This window comes from Alishewanella sp. BS5-314, assembly GCF_025377695.1.
Classification (GTDB): Bacteria; Pseudomonadota; Gammaproteobacteria; order Enterobacterales; family Alteromonadaceae; genus Alishewanella; species Alishewanella aestuarii.
Window position 1 is genome coordinate 85,682 of record NZ_JACEHJ010000001.1, and the last position, 18,694, is coordinate 104,375.

Consider the following 18,694-nt stretch of genomic DNA (forward strand, 5'->3'; position numbering starts at 1 on the left):
CTCGTTTAGCAACCCTTAGGTAAATAAACTTAGATCGCCTTGTTAAAATTTCAACAAGATTTGTGAATTTTTTTACCAGCACCTTTGCACTGTTGCCAGATCAAAACCACCGTTAGCCCCCTTGCGCCCGGTCTGATCATAGGTCAGCACACCACAACCATCCCCAGCCTGGGCTGCGGATGGCGTTGCCGTTATCCGATAGGTTCTGGCGGCCTGATTATCCAGCGCAAAGGTATAGCGCTGGTTAAGATCGTTAATACACTGACTAGCAGGCAAATTTAACCCAAGGTAGCTAAAGTTCGCCGAATAGCCGCGTTCCATAAAGTGCGACAGCTCCATCACGCAAGCAGTAGCTGCGCCTCGATTACTACGCAACACATAATCGCGGTAGGATGGGTAGGCAATAGAGGCCAGAATACCGACTATTGCCACCGCCACCATTAACTCGATTAGCGTGATACCTTTAATTTTATTTATCATCATGGATTACTTAACTCCCGCCAGGATACCCTGCCGCGTAAAAATTCCAGATCGACATCAACATCAGCAATACGGGTATCTGCCAAGCCGACAATCATTTTGTTATCAAAGAATACCGGCTCACTCGGCATACCATCAAAGCGGATCGCACTGACGACGGTAAGTTCACCATTGTTGACACCGGGAATACTTATAGAATCATTGCCATCAAAAATACCATCATTGTTACGATCAAAGAAATTGTAACGCAGACGACTACCTGTGTACGGGTCAACTGACATTACCCAGCCGCTACCTTGCGGATTACACAGGTTATCACCCGGAATAATAGTATTGACGACCATCGCATTACCAACCAGCTGCGGCCGGTTTACGATCCGCTCCCGCTGATCGCCCAAATCAATAAACCAGCCCCGCTTTGTCGTCATATCATTGGGTGCGCCCAGTTCAATGACACGGGCATTATTTTGCTCGCCGAGAATTTTTCGCTCCTGTAATTCACTACGGCTGGTAATCTTGGAACCATCCCGGATCCCATACCAGGTATTCAGGCTGCTGGTCAAAGGGTCCTCTTCTGACAACATCCGTCCGGTACCGAAGTTAACCCAAAGATAACCGGTCTTCGGATCCGAGCTCAGCGTTAAACCGCCGGTAACAGGTTGGCGCACGCCATTTTTGTCTGTTGCCACAAACAAGGGATCACCGCCATAAGCTACTGCCCAGCTGGCTGCTGTATTGGAAGATAAGTCAAACTTCCAGATATTGCCCTGCAGATCGCCAACAAAAAACCAATCCGTAATCCCATCGCCGTTAGCATCCCAGCCTTCAACCTGGCCAGTGCCATTATTCAAAGCAGTACCGGCATCTAGTTTTCGCAATACCTCGCCGGTTTCCAAATCAATAACCAATAAACCGGCCTTATTGACGCTATTGTTGTAACCATAGCCTACAACCACAGCCCACTTGTTATTATTTAAGCGCGCAACTACTGGTTTACTGGTTGTGATACCCAGCTCCGGAAAACTCTTATCCCAAAGTACCAGCTCCGCCGCATTAGCACTTGCCAATGCTGTGGGTGAGGTAACATCTATCGCAAACAAACCAGTACCACCGCGGCCTAAAGAACCTATGAGAATGGTTCTCCAACTGCCGCCGAGATAGACGTCAAAAGCGACCGGGGAGCCATCGACAAAGTAGCGGTGCTCGTATTCTGTGCTGGCATAATCCGCGAGATTTGCTGCTGGCGTAAGTACTGAAGCCGGAACATAAGCCATAATTTCCGTGCCATTGGTAGCATTAAACCCATGTAACATGCCATCGTTAGCGCCAACATAGACCACTGGTTGCCGGTTCTGTTGCTCGGCTAAAAAGTCCCGATAACTACTGGCACCTGCCCAATTGTAGCGCTGAAAATTGCGATTTACCGGATTTGCTAGGTACAATGGTGACGAGTTAGCAATATCACCCAATATACTGACCCGCTTTCTAAATTGGGCAGATTCACCTTCCTCTTTAGTCTGATCACCGCGCAGATAGTCAATCAAGTCTCCGTTGCCACTTAAGGCATTTCCATCAGCATTAACATTAGCAGTTGTAAAAGCCGCTGCACCGGCATTATTTCGCTTACCAAAGAAAATATTTCTACTATCCCAGGCCGGGAAATTGGCTTCCCAAACCGGCACTACAGTGTCGTCAATATTGAATGCCTTTAATGCACCACTCCACTCACCCGAATTAAAACTGCCCTGAAACACGAAATTATCTGCCTGGGTTGAGGTCGTAGTACCTGCCAGATTGGACGCTGACGCCACCCTATCTTGAATTGCCCTTAGCGTCGCCTCCAGTCTGCGGGCAAAATCATCCGGGTTATCTGCGGTAAAGAAACCACCACGACCATTAACTGCAGCATGCAGCAGGTCATCCAACTTAGCGGCATTCGTTGTCGGGTTGTTCCATGTAACACTAGCAAGATTACTAATCGCATTAAATGCAGTAGTAGGACTAACTGAGCCTGTTACACCTAACCCCACACCAAAGGTCACCATATGTTGCCAGAAGGCTGGGTTAATAGTGCTGGTTGGCACTCGATTTTCCAAATCAGGTCTCAGATCACGGTTCCAGTAATACATGGCAACGTCGGCTAGCGTGTTACTATGCCCATCAGAAAATGGCGATCTGGGCTGATATTGAAAACTCAAATTATTCGGACCTGTGATTAGAGGACCTGTGCTACCGTCAACATTGGCTCTGGCACCTGCGGTAGTTGCTTCGGCGTCATTCCAATAACCATCGGTCATCAGGATGGTAAAGCTCTGCCGGCAAGTAATATGATCTAAAGTCGGCTCTGTACCTGAGCCCGGATTTAACCCCCAGGGCCCTCTACTATCAGTACGGGAGAAGTAACGGCCCGCATCATCCAACGCCCTGCGCAGTGGGGTGTTAGAAGTTGGCCAATTACTTGTGTATAAACGACTGTAGAAATCGTCCTTATCAGAGCCGGAAAAAGGCCGTACGCCACGGATAATAGTTCTGGTACTGACACCGTCGACGTTAGTTGAAGCCGCATTTAGGGAACCAAAGCCGACCCGCATCCGCTCTGACTGACTAACGAAAGCCCGACCAATACCGCCTTGTGAAGCCAACATTCTGGAACGGTAGTAGGTATACCAATTGGCAAAATTCTGGATTTCCTGGGCATAAGTACAAACCCCGCCGGTACAATCGGTGCGGTTAGTCCTGCCACCGCCACTATAAGAGGTCGTGGTTGGCCGGATCTCCACTTTAGTATAACTGGCACGGGCAAAGCGGTTGCCGCCATTATACTGAAAATAGACCGCAGGAAAGAAAGTCCGGGTCTGACTACTGGTGCTGCATGAACTGGAGCCAGATGCACCGACAGTACAGGTAACCCAGGTTGCCGACTGGGAGTTGTCTGCCGTTAAGTTCCGGGTACCGACATTCCTGATCGGATGATGCGGCGCCGCAGCAGGGGGCGCTGGAGGAAAAGAGCTGCCGTCAGCCCTTACCCAAGGTCGATAGGTAATCTCTGGATTATAGTAAGACTTATTCACCTCGAAGGAGCGCATTGTAGCAACAAAGTTGCGTTCAGCTGCTGCTGTAGAGGATTCGTCACGGAATGAGACTACAGTATTTGTATAATCATCGGCGCCATAAACGCCATTGGCTCGAGGAAACATATAGTACGCTGAACCTCTGAACTCATCCGGCGTAATTTCCCAATGCATTGAACCCGAGTCATCAATAATAAACATAACATTAGGCGGTACAGCACTACCGGTTTGCAGTGGTACATTCGAGATCTGTATTGCACTGTGGGCACTGGCGGCGCCAAAGAGCAATCCGAACAAAAACGCCGGTTTACTCAGCATAGGTATTGCGTTAAAAGGTTTCATAGCTTGTCCTCAACGACGCCAAACGGTTTGTAACATGGTTTCTGCCCGGCCATCATTCGCTGGTACCCTGGCGGTAATTCTAAAGGTAGGTTGCAGGCAATTTGCCGGTATCGTTAACGAACGGTCACAGTCCGGCGGATAGGCCCAGTCCCCCATATATTCGATAATATATTGTGCCTGCACGACCATATCGTCATTCATCGCCGGCCCCGGTTGCCACTGCGAGTTATTCCCCGGCGCCCAACGATCGGCAGCCAGCGGATTGGGTAAATTGTAAATGCCCGGCTGACCTATCAAGCCAACTGGTCCAGCCGGCAAAGCTGCATTTTCTAAACGCCGCTCAGCAAAGAGTAAGGCCGCTTCTGCTTGCTGCATTACCAACTGACTGTCATAGAGGTTACCTGTCATTCGCTCCTGTACCGTGGTACGCCGCATATTACTGACCGCAACCAGAGTAATGGCCAACAGCAGCAGTAAACTGACCACCAAAGCAACACCTTGTTGTCTGGATCTCATCATAATTACCCCAATCTATTACGCAGCGAGACTAAAAAACGAATAGTTCTGGCGTTTTCCGGTACCTCTGTTCCTTGCAAAATAGCCGGATCCAGAGTGAGTGTGACATTGACCGCTATCACCCTGCCCCAGGCATTAGCAGCGGTCACCGCCGCCGCTGTTTGAAATGCCATGGTGTCGCCGTTTAGGTAAGCAAACTGCAGATTGTTTACGCCAAATAGCACCTCTTCATTTAGCTGTCCGCCATTAATCAACGAAGCGCGAAACAATGACGAAACATTGGCATCATCCAGGCTGGGCGCGACAAACCAGGCCACGGACTCCAAACGCATTAGCATGGCGCCATTATTAAAGTTACGCGCCGGGTGCACACCGCAGGCCCAATCCTCCGGCGCGACAAAACCCAGATTAGCGTCACAATTTAATCCGGCTACCATGTGCTGAACCTGATCCTGTGCGGCACCGCCGACCTGACTTACCTGAAAAATACTGGCCAGGTTCTCATCACAGGCAATGGCTAACTCACCGGCCCCGACCACAGAGGGAGTATTTAGTGTTAGCGTTTGGCCATCATATAAACGAATGGTATTACTTCTACCGCCACCATAAAGCACCCGTAATGCTTCTGAGCCATCATTTGCGGCACGGCCATTAATAGCGCCAACCGGTGCAGGCAAACCGCGGATACCCTGACCATCGCGCCAATTGGCCCAAATTGGGTTAGCACCTGCAACCGCGACCACATTTGCTACCCGCGGCGAGTTACCACAACCGGTAAAGCCGGCATTGCGAATATCATGCGCCATTAACAGATGTGCCATGCGGGCGGTATTCTGAATTTCCGCCAGCGCCTGATTGGCGCGGCCAGTGGTTTGATTGGCCAGGAACACTGTCAGAGCACCACCGAGTACCAGTAAGCCCAGTACCATCGCCACCATCAATTCAACCAGCGTGAAGCCTGTTAACTGCTTCTTCATGGCATAATTTCCGTAATAACCCGGCTCTCAACACCGGTTCGCTCATCGCCCCAGACAATGCTGACCAGATAGGTTCCATCCTGCCAGGTTACAACCGGGCAGGTATCAGCCCGTGTCGCTTGTTTCACGTCCAATACCCAGCCATGCGTGCCCAGCTCAGTACTGCCGGTACAATCACTAAAGGCAAAACTGCCCTGCCGTGCCAGCTGTGGATTCGCACGCAGTAACTCAGACAGGGTTTCGGTCAGGATCACTGCCATAGTCCGCTCCAGGGCATTATTGGTATGTCTGACACTGGCACCTTGCAGCGCTGCCACGCCTAATAACCCTATACCCAGCACAAAGACTGCGATCATAACTTCCAGCAGGGTGACACCCCGCTGCATAGTTTGGCTTTTGTAGCTATTGCGATTTTTTTGTTTCATCACTGCACCTACGCTAAGTTTGCCGGGGCATTACAGCCAGCGTTATGAATTTGCACAATTCTGACCCGTCCGCCGGATCTCAGCTGGATATCCCGTGAATTCGGATTGATACTGGCGACATTAGTACACACCCGCAGCACACCGTTCAATACCGCTTCCTGATTGCCCTGGCGCACCACACCTTGCGGATTAAAGCGAATCACCTGGTTAACATTATTGCGGGTCGAGTTATTCACGGCCGGGCTGGCCAACAGGATAAGGTTGGCTGAGCTAAGACGACCGGCTGCAATCACGGTATTATCAGCCGGCCTTAATACCAAATAACCACGCCAGCCCGCAGCAGGTGCATTTTCGCAAACCAGCAGATCATTACTGTGGCAAAATACGATGTCCTGATTTTGCTTAATGGCTTCATTTCTGGCCAACGCCAGTGCACCCAGTATTTCATTTGATTGGCCGGTTAAACGGTTTGCCGCCAGTAAATTGCCAAAGCTGGGCACGGCTACAGTAATCACTATTGCCAGCACCGCCACTGTTACCATTACCTCGATTAACGTAAAGCCGGATATGTTTGCTTTTTGCACAGCCACTTCCTTATCGGGTTGTGAAAACCTGTCTCAGTTTTACTATAGCGGCGAGTACAAACAAGGTAAAAGCCGGCTTGACCAGCGGTTGAAATTTCAGATAAGCGGTTAAGCCAGCGCTTGTTTAACCTGGCTGAGCAGACGGCGGCTAACTTCCAGTAGCTCAGGGCGCCCCTGGCATTGCATATAGTGTTTGCCATCCCGGGTTAACAGCGCCTGACAATGCGCCTTATGCACCAGCAGACTACGATGGATCCGCAACAACTGATTTGGAAAACGTTGCTGTAGTGCCAACAGACTTTCTTCCAGCAAGATCTCCTGCGCCGGCAGTACCGCCGTCACATATTTATCGCCGGCGCGAAAATAACACACCTCACTCAGTGACAGTGAGCGTTTAATTCCGCCCTGCAGATAGACTAATTTCGCCGTGTCAGACTCCCGGGCTCGCTGGTCCGCCCGCGTTACCAGACTCAACTTCGCCAGTGCTTTATCCAAACTTTGCTGACTGACAGGTTTCAGTAAATAGTCTTTCGGCGCACAGTCATAGGCTGCCAGTGCATGTTCTGCATAAGCGGTGCAAAAGATGATTGCCGGTGGTGTTGGCTGAATGGCGAAAACCCTTGCCAGCTCTAAGCCATTTTTGCCGGGTAAGTTAATGTCCAGAAACACCACATCTGGCAGGTGTTGCTGATTGAGCAGGAGCGCCTGCTCAGCGTCCGCTGCTTCATCGATTTCTGCAAACTGCGCGCTCGTTTGCAGTAAACGTTTTAAGCGGGCCCGTGCCAGAGGTTCATCATCTATGATTAGCGCCCGCATCCGCTGTCTCCCGTTTTATGATAGGTAACACCAGTTTAACCCTGAATACACCATCCTGCGCGCTGCAGCTAAATTGCTGTCGCTCGGCATAAAGCAGATCCAAACGATTGCGGATATTACTCAGCGCAATACCGTTTTGCTGCGTTAAGGCCGTGGCTGGCTGCATAGTGGAGTGGTTAATCGGATTCGTGATCAATAATACCAGCTGCTGCTGTCCAACCAGTAATTGCACCGAAATGGTGACTGGTTGCGACGCTGGTTCAACACCGTAACGTACTGCGTTTTCCAGCAAGGGTTGTAACGTCAGCGCCGGCAGTTGAGTATCCGGATAGTCTGCTGGCAGTTGCCAGTCCAGTTGCAGTTTATCGCCAAGCCGGATCGACTCCAGCTGCAAATACTTGCGTGCTAATGCCAGTTCCTGACTAAGCGGGATCAATTGCCCCGCCTGCATGGCGGCCCGGAATAAATCAGCCAGATCCAACAAACTCTGCTCTGCCGCCGCACTGGATTGATGCGTCAACTCTGCTATCGCATTTAAACTATTGAACAAAAAGTGCGGTGCAATCCTGGCCTGCAGGGCATCTAACTCGGCCCGCTGCTGGGCAACCAGCAGCCTGGCACGCTCGGCATGCATTAACAGTAGTTGAATTAACAATAACGAGACGACAAAAGCCAACAGCATATTCGCTGCAGTAAAATGCCAGAAACTCTGATATTCCGGCAGGCCGGCAGCGAAGTACCACCAGATCACCAGCGACACCAGGACGGTTGCTAACAACAGGGTACTACCGACCAGCGTCGCCAGACGAGGCAAACTGACACCCGGCAAGCGTTGCAAGGCCGGACACAAGAACCCGAGACTTAACAAGGTGATCCAGTGACTGCACAGCGATATCACCCCCAGTCTGAGCCAGGGGTCGCCGCTAATTCCGGGAGCAAAGGCCAGCAGGATAGCTACGGCCTGGGTTAACACCAGCAGCCGCAGCAGCATTTTACCGCGGCAAAGTGATGGAAAAACGCCAGACTGTTCGGGAGCTTGCGTCACAGTCTGTCGCATGGTCGTCTCCGCTTAACGCAGCTCAGCCGGAATGGCGAACACCACATTCTCTTCGCGGCCGGTGGTTTCGGTCACAGTTTTACCGCCCCACATTTTCAACTGGCTAATCACATCCTGCACCAGAATTTCCGGCGCAGAAGCACCAGCGGTAACGGCAACCCGGCTGATACCGTCGAGCCAGCTTTGCTGGATATCGTTGGCGGTATCAATTAAATAGGCTTTGCAACCAAGCTTCTCCGCCAGCTCGCGTAAGCGGTTAGAATTACTGCTATTTTTGGCACCGACAACCAGCATCAGTTCGGCTTTAGCGGCCAGTTCGCGCACCGCATCCTGGCGATTCTGCGTGGCATAGCAAATATCATCTTTGCGCGGCCCTTCAATATCCGGAAAACGGGCGCGCAGCGCATCAATCACATCGGCGGTATCGTCTACCGACAAGGTAGTCTGACTGCTATAGCACAGCTGTGCCGGATTTTTAACCTGCAGTTTTGCCACATCCTCGACCGACTCCACCAGATAGATGCCACCTTCAGCGTTATCATACTGGCCCATGGTGCCTTCTACCTCAGGATGTCCCGCATGACCAATCAGGATACATTCGGTGCCTTTGCGGCTGGCGCGGGTCACTTCCATATGCACCTTGGTCACTAATGGGCAGGTGGCATCAAACACCTTTAAACCGCGCTGCCGTGCATTTTCACGCACCGCCTGCGACACACCGTGGGCGCTGAAAATCACAATATGGCTATCCGGCACTTCGTCCAGTTCATCAACAAAGACTGCGCCGCGACGGCGTAAACCATCTACCACAAATTTATTGTGAACCACTTCATGCCGCACATAGATTGGATGCGGAAACAGCTCCAGCGCCCGCTCTACGATACTGATCGCCCGATCAACACCGGCACAAAAGCCCCGCGGATTAGCGAGTAAAATATCCATCTTTAGCTTACCTGCACAATTTCGACATTAAAGGTCAGGGTCTGACCCGCCAGCGGATGATTAAAATCAACGGTGACCGAATCGCCCACCACTTCCCGCACTAAGCCAGGCAATTCCGAGCCATCCGGCATCGCAAAGCCAATAATGGCGCCAACTTTCGCCGGCGCATCAGCCGAGAATTTACTGCGGTCAACGTAATAAATATTATCCGGGTTCGGCATACCATAGGCGTCTTCCGGGGCCAGGGTAAAGCTTTTTTTCTCACCGGCCGTCATACCTAACAGCTGGGCTTCAAATGCCGGTGACAAGCTGCCATCGCCCATCTGTAATTTTGCCGGCTTGTTGTGCACCCGGGTACTCTCGGCCGCACTGCCGTCGGCCAGCGTGATATCAAAGTGAAAAATTACTGTACTTTTGGCCTGAATTTCGCTCATTTTTTTGCCTCGGAATCACTGCTAAAACTGTCCCAGATAATCAGGGCGGCGCCAATACAGATCGCCGAATCTGCGATATTAAAGGCCGGATAATGCCAGGTCTGGTAATACAGATGGAAAAAGTCTATTACGTAACCATAGATGCTGCGATCAATTAAATTACCGATAGCACCGGCAAACACCAGGCTTAATGCCAGTCCCAGCTTAATCTGCTGCCGTGGTAACCGGCTCATCCAGACCGCAATCACGCTACTTATCACCACCGCCAGAATCGTAAAGAACCAGCGCTGCCAGCCACCGGCGTCACTTAAGAACGAAAAGGCAGCGCCATAGTTACGCACATAGGTCAGATTAAAAAATGGCAACAGTTCAATCGAATCGTACAGGGCCATATTCTGATGTACCAGCTGCTTGGTCAGCTGATCCAGACCGATTAACAGCAGGATCAGCCACCACCAGCGCCAGGCGGTATTATTAAACAACTGCATCAGGCAAATTCCCGCTGTTCACCGCTACCTTCTACGTTACTGACGCAACGTAAACAAATACCCGGATGGGCGGCATCGGCGCCGACATCATGACGGTGGTGCCAGCAGCGCTCGCACTTGGCGGCGGTAGAGGCTTCTACCAGCACACTTAAACCTTTAATGGCGGTGGCCACCGCCGCAGCAGCCGGTTGCTCCGCACTCACCTTAGCGGTTGACGTAATCAGCACAAAACGCAGCTCGTCGCCCAGCTGTGACAGCGCCTGCGCCAATTCAGCACCGGCGAACAGTGTTACTTCAGCCTGTAAAGAGGCGCCGAGCTTTTCTTCGCGGCGCGCTGCTTCCAGCACCTTATTCACTTCATCGCGTACTTCTAACAGCTGTTGCCAGAAGGCGTCACTGAATTTACCTGCCGGTAAGTTGGCAAAACCCGGATACCAAACATCGGTAAACACATAAGGCGTGCTCTGGCCTGGTAAGGCCTCCCAGATTTCCTGCGCGGTAAAGCTCATTACCGGTGCCATCCAGCGTACCATCGCCTGAGCGATATGATACAGCGCAGTCTGGCAGGAGCGGCGGGCTTTGGACTCGGTGTGCGCGGTATACTGGCGATCTTTAATCACATCCAGATAGAAACTGCCAAGCTCCACGGTACAGAAATTCATCAGTTTCTGACTTACCTGATGGAACTGGTAGTTATCGTACGCATCAATAATTTCTTGTTGTAACTTCGCCGCCCGGTTTACTACCCACAGATCCAGCTCCACCAGTTCATTAAATGGCAAGGCATCCGTTTGCGGGTTAAAGCCATTCAGGTTGGCCAGCAGGAAACGCGCGGTATTCCGAATACGGCGGTATTTATCAGCGGCACGGTTCAGAATTTCATCCGATACCGTCATCTCCGAGGTGTAGTCCGTGGTCGCCACCCATAAGCGCAGAATATCAGCACCCAGTTTGTTCATCACATCCTGCGGTGACACCACATTGCCCAGCGATTTCGACATCTTGCGGCCTTCACCATCCACGGTAAAGCCATGTGTCAGTACCTGTTTATACGGCGCCTTGCCTTTAATGCTGACGCCAGTCATCAGTGACGACATAAACCAGCCACGGTGCTGATCCGAACCTTCTAAATACAGGTCAATTTCGGCGCCATGGAATTCCGGCCGCGCATCGACGACTGCGGCATGGGTTACACCAGAGTCAAACCAGACATCCAGGGTATCGGTAACCTTAATGTAATCCGCGGCGTCCGCGCCTAACAGCTCAGCAGCATCCAGATCAAACCAGGCCTGAATCCCCGCCTGTTCAACTTTCTGTGCCACCTGCTCAATCAGTTCAGCCGTGCGTGGATGCAAGGCACTGTTATCTTTGCGCACAAAGAGTGCAATCGGCACGCCCCAGGTGCGCTGGCGTGAAATACACCAGTCCGGCCGGCCGGCGACCATATTTTCAATCCGCTGCTGACCCCAATCCGGGATCCAGCGGGTTTGCTCAATTTCCGTTAATGACGTCTGGCGCAGGCCCTGCTGCTCCATGCTGATAAACCACTGCGGCGTGGCACGGAAGATAATGGGCGTTTTATGGCGCCAGCAATGCGGATAACTGTGCTTATAGGCTTTGTGTACCAATAAGGCACCGGCCGCTTTCAGTGCTTCAACCACGGTGTCATTGGCTTTAAACACATGCTGCCCGGCAAACAGCGGCGTATCCGGCAGATAAACCCCATTGGCACCAACCGGGTTAGCGACTTCCAGGCCATATTTCTGGCCAACCACAAAGTCTTCCTGACCGTGACCCGGTGCCGTATGCACACAGCCGGTACCCGAATCCGTCGTAACATGTTCGCCTAACACTACCGGCACGCTAAAGTCATACAGCGGATGCTGCAGCTGCACTAACTCCAGCGCCGCGCCCTGACAGAAACCCAGCGCATGGTAATGCTCGATATTCGCGCGCGCCATCACGTCTTTCACCAGGTCAGTGGCCAGAATTAAGCGTTCTGCGCCATTTGGACCTTGCTCAACCTGTACCAGCGAGTACTGTAACTCAGCGTTGAGTGCCACGGCGCGGTTTGCCGGAATAGTCCAGGGAGTGGTGGTCCAGATCACCACAGAAATCGGGCCCTGACCGGCATGACCAGCCGGATGATCAAACTTATCCGCAACGCTGTCATCCTGTACCTTAAAGCGCACATCAATCGCGGGCGAGACCTTATCCTGATATTCTACTTCGGCTTCGGCCAAGGCCGAACCACAGTCGGTACACCAGTGCACCGGCTTAAAGCCCTGTTGCAAGTGGCCATTACCGATAATTTTACCCAGGCTGCGGATAATATTGGCTTCGGTCGCATAATCCATAGTGCGATACGGCTTATACCAATCGCCTAATACCCCTAACCGGATAAAGTCAGTGCGCTGCGCTTCAATTTGCGTTAGCGCATACTCGCGGCATTTTTCACGAAACTCTGCTGGCGTCAGCTTGGTACCCGGCTTGCCGTATTTTTTCTCCACCACCAGCTCAATCGGCAGGCCATGGCAATCCCAGCCCGGGACATAGGGCGCATCAAAATCAGACAGGGTTTTGGCTTTAACAATAATATCTTTCAGAATTTTGTTAACGGCATGACCGATATGGATATTGCCATTGGCATAGGGTGGGCCATCATGCAGGATAAAGGTTTTCTTGCCTTTTTTTGCACTGCGGATCTGACCATAGAGATCATCCTGCGTCCACTTGGCCAGCATTTGCGGTTCCCGCTGCGCCAGATTACCGCGCATGGCAAAGGCCGTTTCCGGTAAATTAAGGGTATGCTTGTAATCGCTCATCCGTTTCGGTTCCGTTAGGTTGTCGGGGCCTGCGCGGACGCGGCCTCACTAAAATACTGTTGTGCTGCCGCAACATCGGCGGCAATTTGTTGTTGCAACGCATCCAGACTGGCAAAACGTTGCTCGGCTCGAAGTTTATGCCGTAGCTCTACCCGGATCTGGCTGCCATATAAATCCTGATCAAAATCAAATAAATGGGCTTCTAACTGCTCACGACTGCCTTGCACTGTCGGTCGGTTGCCAATATTGGCGACACCGTTAAAAACACCATAACAAGTATGCGCTGTAATAGCGTACACACCTGACACCGGCAGCTTACGCCGGTAAAGCCAGACATTGGCCGTCGGAAAACCCAGATCCCGCCCCAGCTTACGGCCATGGCGCACCCGGCCGCTTAGTGTAAAAGGCCGCCCCAGCATGGCTGCGGCTCTGTCCAGTTGGTCTTGTTGCAGCGCTTCGCGAATCAAAGTGCTGCTGACCCGCTGCTCGCCCAGTTTTAAACTGGAGGTGCTGTTTAAACCAAAGCCATATTGCGCCGCGGCCTGGGCCAGTAAGGCATAATTACCACTGCGATTTTTGCCAAAATGAAAATCATCGCCCACAATCAGATGCCGTACGCCCAGCTTATCCAGCAACAGGGTTTTGATAAACTGCTGCGGATCCTGAGCGGCAAAGCTGCGATTAAAATTCACACACAGCATGCGGTCAATCCCGACGGCGGCCAGCGCCTGATATTTTTCGCGAAAGCGGCTTAAACGCGCTGGCGCGGCATTACCGGCAAACAGCTCCAGCGGCTGCGGCTCAAATACCATCACGCAGGATGGCAGCTTGAGTGACAGCGCTAACTGCTGCACCTTTGCCAGCACCGCCTGATGCCCCAGATGCACACCATCAAAATTGCCAATAGTCAGTACACAGCCTTGATGCTGCGGCAGAATATTATGGATACCGCGGATTAACTCCATGCCTGCAATAATGCCTCTGGTGCCTGTAAACGCCGGATTATAACCGGATTAGTGACGGCTTTCAGCAACAGATTTCGCTTTAAAATCAGCCAAACGTACCCCGAAAAGCAACAGCAAGGCGAAGTACAGCAGCACCGCGCCGACACAAAGGCTACTTAACAACAGAATTTGTGCTGTCAGTGGCCGGGCAATCCAGTCATTCAATTCTGGACTTAACCACCACAAGGTTGCCGCCATTAAGATCGCGGCCAGGCTAAACTTGGCTAAGAACCAACAGTTCTGCCGGCTTAGCTGATATATTCCGGCCAGCTTTAAACCCCGATACAGTAAAAACGCATTTAAACTGGCCGACATCGCAGTCGCTAGCGCCAGACCGACATAACTTAAAAACGGCGCCAGCATCAGGTTAAACACCATATTAGCGACCATGGCAATAATGCCAATTTTTACCGGGGTTTTAATATCTTGCCTGGCGTAGTAGCCCGGTGCCAGCACCTTAATCAGCATATAGCTGAGCAAACCACAGCTATAGGCCACCAGACTGTATGACACCATCAGCACATCCTGCTGGGTAAATTCGCCGCGCATAAAGAGCACACTGATAATGGGCTGCCCCAGCACCATCAGCGCCAGCATCGCCGGCAAGCCAAACATCACCACAAAACGGATCGCCCAATCCAGCGTATGCGAAAAACGCTCCGCATTGGCGGTGGCATGATGGCGTGACAGGTTCGGTAGAATGACAGTGGCAATCGCAATACCGAATAAACCCAATGGAAATTCAATTAAGCGATCTGAGTAATACAGCCAGCTCACCGCACCGGTTAATAAAAACGACGCGATCACGGTATCCAACAGCAGGTTGATCTGACTGACAGATACCCCGAAAAGCGCCGGCAACATCAGGGTGCGGATTTTCGTCACGCCCGGATCGTGCCAACCCCATTTTGGCATCACCAGCAAACCGGCTTTGGCCAGAAACGGCAGTTGAAACAACAGCTGCACCACGCCACCGATAAACACACCCCAGGCCAGGGCCAGCGCAGGCTCATCCAGCGTCGGTGCCAGATAGAGCGCACTGCCGATAATGGCAATATTTAAAAATACCGGCGTAAAGGCCGCCACCGCAAAGCGGTTATAGGTATTTAGAATGGCGCCCGACAAGGCAACCAAGGTGATAAACCACAGGTAGGGAAAGGTAATTTTCAGCATTAACGAGGCCAGCTCAAACTTATGCGCATCCGGGCCATCGTTAAGCCATTCGATAAACCAGCCCATACCGAACAGTAAAGCTAGTAGCGGTGAGGCGATGACACCAAATAGGGTTACCAGTGTGACAATCACACCGAGTGTGCCAGCGACTTTTGCCACCAACTCACGCACCGCATCATCGCCATGCTGCGCTTTCACCTCACTTAATACCGGCACAAAGGCCTGCGAGAAAGCGCCTTCGGCAAATAAACGGCGTAAGAAATTTGGAATGCGGTTGGCAAAAAAGAATACATCGGCCGCCGCACCGGCGCCGACAAAATTAGCAACCACCACATCGCGGACCAGCCCCAATACCCGTGAAATCAGGGTCATAAAACTTACAATCAGCCCTGACTTTAATAATTTTCCCGACACCTGAAACTCCTGTGTATAATGCGTCGCTATTTTCACCTGTTCGGGGCGCCAATTACCAGCGGTAATCCCAATTAAATTGCTGGCCTTTTCGCGGAAAGCATTTGACAATGGCACAGTAAATAGGCATATTATGCGGCCTTTAAAGAGTCCGGTTTAGTTTTTAGGAGTGTTACCTTGGCTAACATTAAGTCTGCTAAGAAGCGCGCAATTCAATCAGAAAAACGTCGTCAGCAAAACGCCAGTCAACGTTCTATGATGCGTACTTTCATCAAGAAAACCTACGCAGCGGTGTTAACTGCTGACGCAGTTGCTTCTCAGGAAGCATTCAACAAAATGGTTCCGGTAATTGACCGCATGGCGGCCAAAGGTCTGATCCATAAGAACAAAGCAGCTCGTCATAAAGCTCGCTTAAATGCACATGTTAAAGCGTTAAAAGCCGCTTAACTGTCAGAGTTCGACGAAAAAGCCAGCTAATGCTGGCTTTTTTGTTTGACGCGATTCTTCATAGTAAAGGTCAACAAACCCTGATAGCGGCCAAAAATAAAGGCTGCCGTAGCAACCTTTATTCTGAACAGTACAATTTATGCATCAACGCGATCAAGGCCTCGGCCTCGGCGCTGTTAAGGCGGTAAAATACCGTTTGTGCTTCTTTGCGGGTTTTCACCAGTTTATGCTTTCGTAACAATGCCAAATGCTGCGAAAGGGCTGACTGACTTAAATCCAGCTTTTCGTTAATTTCACCCACCGACATTTCACCTTCTAACAGGTGACATAAAATAATCAGCCGCCGTTCATTCGAAACGGCTTTCAGCAATTTCACCGCTTGTGCTGAGTTCTTCAGCATATCTTCTAAATTCATTTATTGTTACCGTACCTGACTGAACCTGAAAAAGAACCCAGAGCTGACAACTGAAGCCCTGATACGCCTGACCAGCCTCAGACCAACAATCAGAGCAAAGGTTGCACCAGATGACTAATTCGCTCTGCCGAAAATGGCTTCACGACAAAAGCCTTGGCACCACCTGCTACTGCCGCTTTCAGGTTGTCGACGCTGGAATGGGCCGACACCATAAAAATATGCGAGTGCTGATCAATACGCCGGAATCGTTGTAAGAGTACCTTACCGTTGATGTCTGGCAGCTGAATATCCAAAAAAACCAGCTGCGGTTGCTGTTGCACAAATAAGGCTTCAGCACTGGCGCCATCTGCGGCCTCATGCACTACCGCTACGCCAAGCGACTGCAGGATCTGTTTCAGATAATGTCTGCTGGTTAGCGTATCGTCTACCACCAAAGCTGTCAGGCCTGATGATGCGTCTCCCTGTGTCTGCCCTTGCATCCTGAAGGTACTCCTTACTCAGTTAGTCTGGCTTTTTCTTACGTTAGCCGCTAAATCTGGGTTTAATCCGTTAAAGATGATAAATTCGAAAAAATCTAAACTACCAAGGTCACTTAGCATATGAAACTCTGGATCAGCACAATAATAGCAGCTTTTAGTCTGAATGTGCAGGCAACAACCCTACCACTGGATAAAGATTTAGCCTATAAGCTGGTGGAGTCCTTAACCGTCGAGGTCGGACCGCGGCTGGCTGGCAGTGAAGCTGACATCCGCTCTGTGATCTGGGCCGAGCAACATTTTAAACAGTTAGGCTTCGATAAAGTCTGGCGCGAGCCGTTTGAGATGCTGTATTGGGAGCGTGGTGACGCCAGTCTGCGCGTTGGTGCTCCTTTCAACCAGGCATTGGTACTCACCGCTCTGGGTGGCTCTGTGGGTACGCCTTTTGATGGTATCACGGCGCAGGTCGTAATGTTTAATACGCTGGAAGAGTTGATTGCCGCCGAGCCGTCACAGGTCAAAGATCGTATCGTCTTTATTAACCATGCGCTGGAAAAAGACATCCGTGGTGGCTTCTACGGCCAGGTAGTCGGTGGTCGCGCCCGCGGTGCTGTCGAAGCGGCAAAACTCGGAGCCAAAGCCTTGCTGATCCGCTCGGTCGGTAGCAGCAGTAACAGGTTCGCTCATACCGGTCAGATGCGCTATGAAGAGGGCGTAGCGCGGATCCCGGCGGCGGCGATCTCGGTACCTGACGCCTTGCAGCTTAATAAAATGCTCAGCCGTAACCCGGAAGTCAGCCTAAGTTTGCAAATGAATAACAAGCTGCCAGGCACCGTCACCAGCCATAATGTGATTGCGGAAATTACCGGCAGTAAAAGACCGGATGAAATTGTGTTAATTAGTGCGCACCTGGATTCCTGGGACGAAGGCACCGGGGCTTTGGATGATGGCGCCGGGGTGGGCATCGTAATGGCGACGGCCGCCCTGCTAAAACAGGAAAAGCCGGAGCGCACAATCCGGGTGGTGCTGTTTGGCAACGAAGAAGGCGGTCTGATTGGCGCCCGTGCGTATGCCGCCCGTCATCACCAACAACTGCATAAGCATGTCTTTGCCTCTGAATCTGACTTTGGTGCCGGCCGGGTTTGGCGTTTTGATACCGGTATGGGCGAGCAGGCGCTGCAATTTGCCAGACAGATCCAGCAACAACTGGCACCGCTGGGTATTGCCATGGGTCCGAATACCGCCTCAGGTGGTCCGGATGTGTCAATTTTAAAGGCTCAGGGCGTGCCAGTCGCCAGCCTGATGCAGGATGGCACCGATTACTTCGATTATCACCATACGCCAAACGATACCCTGGATAAAATTGATCCAACGGCACTGCGGCAAAACCTGGAAGCCTGGCTGATTATGACCCGCGCCATCGCCAATAGCAGCGTTGATTTACGCCAGTAAACTCCCCCCGGCCCTGCTGTCGCCTTTATGACAGCAGGGTTACATTTATACCCAAGTGACCTCAAGATACGAATTTCAGCTGGAGAGCAAAGCGCTTTAGGCAAGGCGGCTGTTTGAAGCTTTGGTGGTTCCAAAGTGAAAACAGCTAACGCGGCATAAAGCGCTTTGAACCCAGCCCTACGGGAGCCTTTGGGCGCTTCTACTGCGGCGTTACCCTGGCTAGCAAGGTAGTCGACATTGCGTCGCCAGTGTGCCTTGCATTAAAAGCGCCCAAAGACTCTGAAATACGTATCTTGAGGTCACTTGGGTATATTACTTAATCTAATCCGAAACTCACAATATTCCTCAGTTGAGTAAAA

18 protein-coding genes are annotated in these 18,694 nt (G+C 51.5%); 2 read left to right on the plus strand and 16 right to left on the minus strand.

What is annotated here, in order from left to right; genetic code table 11:
* Nucleotides 1-72: 72 nt before the first annotated feature.
* The 14 genes from H1D31_RS00400 to murJ form a co-directional block, all read right to left on the minus strand.
* The gene (locus H1D31_RS00400) at nucleotides 73-483 is read right to left on the minus strand and encodes a type IV pilin protein (protein ID WP_314732985.1); all 411 of its coding nucleotides are present in this window, start codon (nucleotides 481-483) and stop codon (nucleotides 73-75) included.
* Nucleotides 480-3,893, minus strand: coding sequence for a pilus assembly protein (locus H1D31_RS00410; protein WP_261255120.1), 3,414 nt, complete (start codon nucleotides 3,891-3,893; stop codon nucleotides 480-482). Before H1D31_RS00410 ends, H1D31_RS00400 begins: the two co-directional genes overlap by 4 nt.
* A gap of 9 nt (nucleotides 3,894-3,902) precedes the next feature.
* Nucleotides 3,903-4,412, minus strand: a complete 510-nt coding sequence (locus H1D31_RS00415) for a PilX N-terminal domain-containing pilus assembly protein (protein WP_261255121.1) — start codon at nucleotides 4,410-4,412, stop codon at nucleotides 3,903-3,905.
* A gap of 2 nt (nucleotides 4,413-4,414) precedes the next feature.
* Nucleotides 4,415-5,386 (minus strand): PilW family protein, encoded by a 972-nt coding sequence (locus tag H1D31_RS00420; protein ID WP_261255122.1) that lies wholly within the window; start codon nucleotides 5,384-5,386, stop codon nucleotides 4,415-4,417.
* Nucleotides 5,383-5,811, minus strand: coding sequence for a type IV pilus modification protein PilV (gene pilV / locus H1D31_RS00425; protein ID WP_261255123.1), 429 nt, complete (start codon nucleotides 5,809-5,811; stop codon nucleotides 5,383-5,385). The genes H1D31_RS00420 and pilV overlap by 4 nt, the downstream gene beginning before the upstream one ends.
* An 8-nt stretch (nucleotides 5,812-5,819) precedes the next feature.
* A complete protein-coding gene (locus tag H1D31_RS00430; RefSeq protein WP_261255125.1) occupies nucleotides 5,820-6,395 on the minus strand; it encodes a GspH/FimT family pseudopilin in 576 nt (191 codons plus the stop codon).
* A 108-nt stretch (nucleotides 6,396-6,503) separates the two neighbouring features.
* On the minus strand, nucleotides 6,504-7,211 hold the full coding sequence (locus H1D31_RS00435; RefSeq protein ID WP_008608882.1) for a LytR/AlgR family response regulator transcription factor: 708 nt from the start codon (nucleotides 7,209-7,211) through the stop codon (nucleotides 6,504-6,506).
* Nucleotides 7,189-8,268, minus strand: a complete 1,080-nt coding sequence (locus H1D31_RS00440) for a sensor histidine kinase (protein ID WP_261255127.1) — start codon at nucleotides 8,266-8,268, stop codon at nucleotides 7,189-7,191. Before H1D31_RS00440 ends, H1D31_RS00435 begins: the two co-directional genes overlap by 23 nt.
* A 12-nt stretch (nucleotides 8,269-8,280) precedes the next feature.
* The gene (gene ispH / locus H1D31_RS00445; RefSeq protein ID WP_065955610.1) at nucleotides 8,281-9,210 is read right to left on the minus strand and encodes a 4-hydroxy-3-methylbut-2-enyl diphosphate reductase; all 930 of its coding nucleotides are present in this window, start codon (nucleotides 9,208-9,210) and stop codon (nucleotides 8,281-8,283) included.
* A gap of 2 nt (nucleotides 9,211-9,212) precedes the next feature.
* The gene (gene fkpB / locus H1D31_RS00450) at nucleotides 9,213-9,644 is read right to left on the minus strand and encodes an FKBP-type peptidyl-prolyl cis-trans isomerase (RefSeq protein WP_065955611.1); all 432 of its coding nucleotides are present in this window, start codon (nucleotides 9,642-9,644) and stop codon (nucleotides 9,213-9,215) included.
* A complete protein-coding gene (gene lspA / locus H1D31_RS00455) occupies nucleotides 9,641-10,132 on the minus strand; it encodes a signal peptidase II (RefSeq protein ID WP_065955612.1) in 492 nt (163 codons plus the stop codon). The genes fkpB and lspA overlap by 4 nt, the downstream gene beginning before the upstream one ends.
* Nucleotides 10,132-12,957 (minus strand): isoleucine--tRNA ligase, encoded by a 2,826-nt coding sequence (gene ileS, locus H1D31_RS00460; protein WP_261255131.1) that lies wholly within the window; start codon nucleotides 12,955-12,957, stop codon nucleotides 10,132-10,134. Before ileS ends, lspA begins: the two co-directional genes overlap by 1 nt.
* Nucleotides 12,958-12,971: 14 nt before the next feature.
* Entirely contained in the window at nucleotides 12,972-13,922 is a 951-nt protein-coding gene (gene ribF, locus H1D31_RS00465) for a bifunctional riboflavin kinase/FAD synthetase (RefSeq protein ID WP_261255133.1), read from the minus strand.
* Between the two features lie 48 nt (nucleotides 13,923-13,970).
* Nucleotides 13,971-15,548, minus strand: a complete 1,578-nt coding sequence (gene murJ / locus H1D31_RS00470) for a murein biosynthesis integral membrane protein MurJ (RefSeq protein ID WP_314732986.1) — start codon at nucleotides 15,546-15,548, stop codon at nucleotides 13,971-13,973.
* Nucleotides 15,549-15,722: 174 nt separating this feature from the next.
* Here murJ and rpsT point away from each other — a divergent pair, with 174 nt between their 5' ends.
* Nucleotides 15,723-15,992 carry a 30S ribosomal protein S20 gene (rpsT, locus tag H1D31_RS00475; protein ID WP_008608893.1) on the plus strand — a complete coding sequence of 90 codons (270 nt, stop codon included), beginning with the start codon at nucleotides 15,723-15,725 and terminating at the stop codon, nucleotides 15,990-15,992.
* Between the two features lie 118 nt (nucleotides 15,993-16,110).
* On the opposite strand, the gene H1D31_RS00480 is transcribed toward rpsT, so the two are convergent.
* Nucleotides 16,111-16,407: an ArsR/SmtB family transcription factor gene (locus tag H1D31_RS00480; protein WP_008949981.1), complete on the minus strand. Its 297-nt coding sequence runs from the start codon at nucleotides 16,405-16,407 to the stop codon at nucleotides 16,111-16,113.
* An 89-nt stretch (nucleotides 16,408-16,496) separates the two neighbouring features.
* Nucleotides 16,497-16,886 carry a response regulator gene (locus H1D31_RS00485; protein WP_008608896.1) on the minus strand — a complete coding sequence of 130 codons (390 nt, stop codon included), beginning with the start codon at nucleotides 16,884-16,886 and terminating at the stop codon, nucleotides 16,497-16,499.
* Nucleotides 16,887-17,006: 120 nt separating this feature from the next.
* Here H1D31_RS00485 and H1D31_RS00490 point away from each other — a divergent pair, with 120 nt between their 5' ends.
* Nucleotides 17,007-18,335: a M20/M25/M40 family metallo-hydrolase gene (locus H1D31_RS00490; protein ID WP_261255140.1), complete on the plus strand. Its 1,329-nt coding sequence runs from the start codon at nucleotides 17,007-17,009 to the stop codon at nucleotides 18,333-18,335.
* The last annotated feature ends 359 nt before the right edge of the window (nucleotides 18,336-18,694 follow it).

Coding starts and splice junctions, on each gene's coding strand:
- H1D31_RS00400 (WP_314732985.1), bottom strand. CDS start 483: ATGATGATAAATAAAATTAAAGGTATCACGCTAATCGAGTTAATGGTG.
- H1D31_RS00410 (WP_261255120.1), bottom strand. CDS start 3,893: ATGAAACCTTTTAACGCAATACCTATGCTGAGTAAACCGGCGTTTTTG.
- H1D31_RS00415 (WP_261255121.1), bottom strand. CDS start 4,412: ATGATGAGATCCAGACAACAAGGTGTTGCTTTGGTGGTCAGTTTACTG.
- H1D31_RS00420 (WP_261255122.1), bottom strand. CDS start 5,386: ATGAAGAAGCAGTTAACAGGCTTCACGCTGGTTGAATTGATGGTGGCG.
- pilV (WP_261255123.1), bottom strand. CDS start 5,811: ATGAAACAAAAAAATCGCAATAGCTACAAAAGCCAAACTATGCAGCGG.
- H1D31_RS00435 (WP_008608882.1), bottom strand. CDS start 7,211: ATGCGGGCGCTAATCATAGATGATGAACCTCTGGCACGGGCCCGCTTA.
- H1D31_RS00440 (WP_261255127.1), bottom strand. CDS start 8,268: ATGCGACAGACTGTGACGCAAGCTCCCGAACAGTCTGGCGTTTTTCCA.
- ispH (WP_065955610.1), bottom strand. CDS start 9,210: ATGGATATTTTACTCGCTAATCCGCGGGGCTTTTGTGCCGGTGTTGAT.
- fkpB (WP_065955611.1), bottom strand. CDS start 9,644: ATGAGCGAAATTCAGGCCAAAAGTACAGTAATTTTTCACTTTGATATC.
- lspA (WP_065955612.1), bottom strand. CDS start 10,132: ATGCAGTTGTTTAATAATACCGCCTGGCGCTGGTGGTGGCTGATCCTG.
- ileS (WP_261255131.1), bottom strand. CDS start 12,957: ATGAGCGATTACAAGCATACCCTTAATTTACCGGAAACGGCCTTTGCC.
- ribF (WP_261255133.1), bottom strand. CDS start 13,922: ATGGAGTTAATCCGCGGTATCCATAATATTCTGCCGCAGCATCAAGGC.
- H1D31_RS00480 (WP_008949981.1), bottom strand. CDS start 16,407: ATGAATTTAGAAGATATGCTGAAGAACTCAGCACAAGCGGTGAAATTG.
- H1D31_RS00485 (WP_008608896.1), bottom strand. CDS start 16,886: ATGCAAGGGCAGACACAGGGAGACGCATCATCAGGCCTGACAGCTTTG.
- H1D31_RS00490 (WP_261255140.1), top strand. CDS start 17,007: ATGAAACTCTGGATCAGCACAATAATAGCAGCTTTTAGTCTGAATGTG.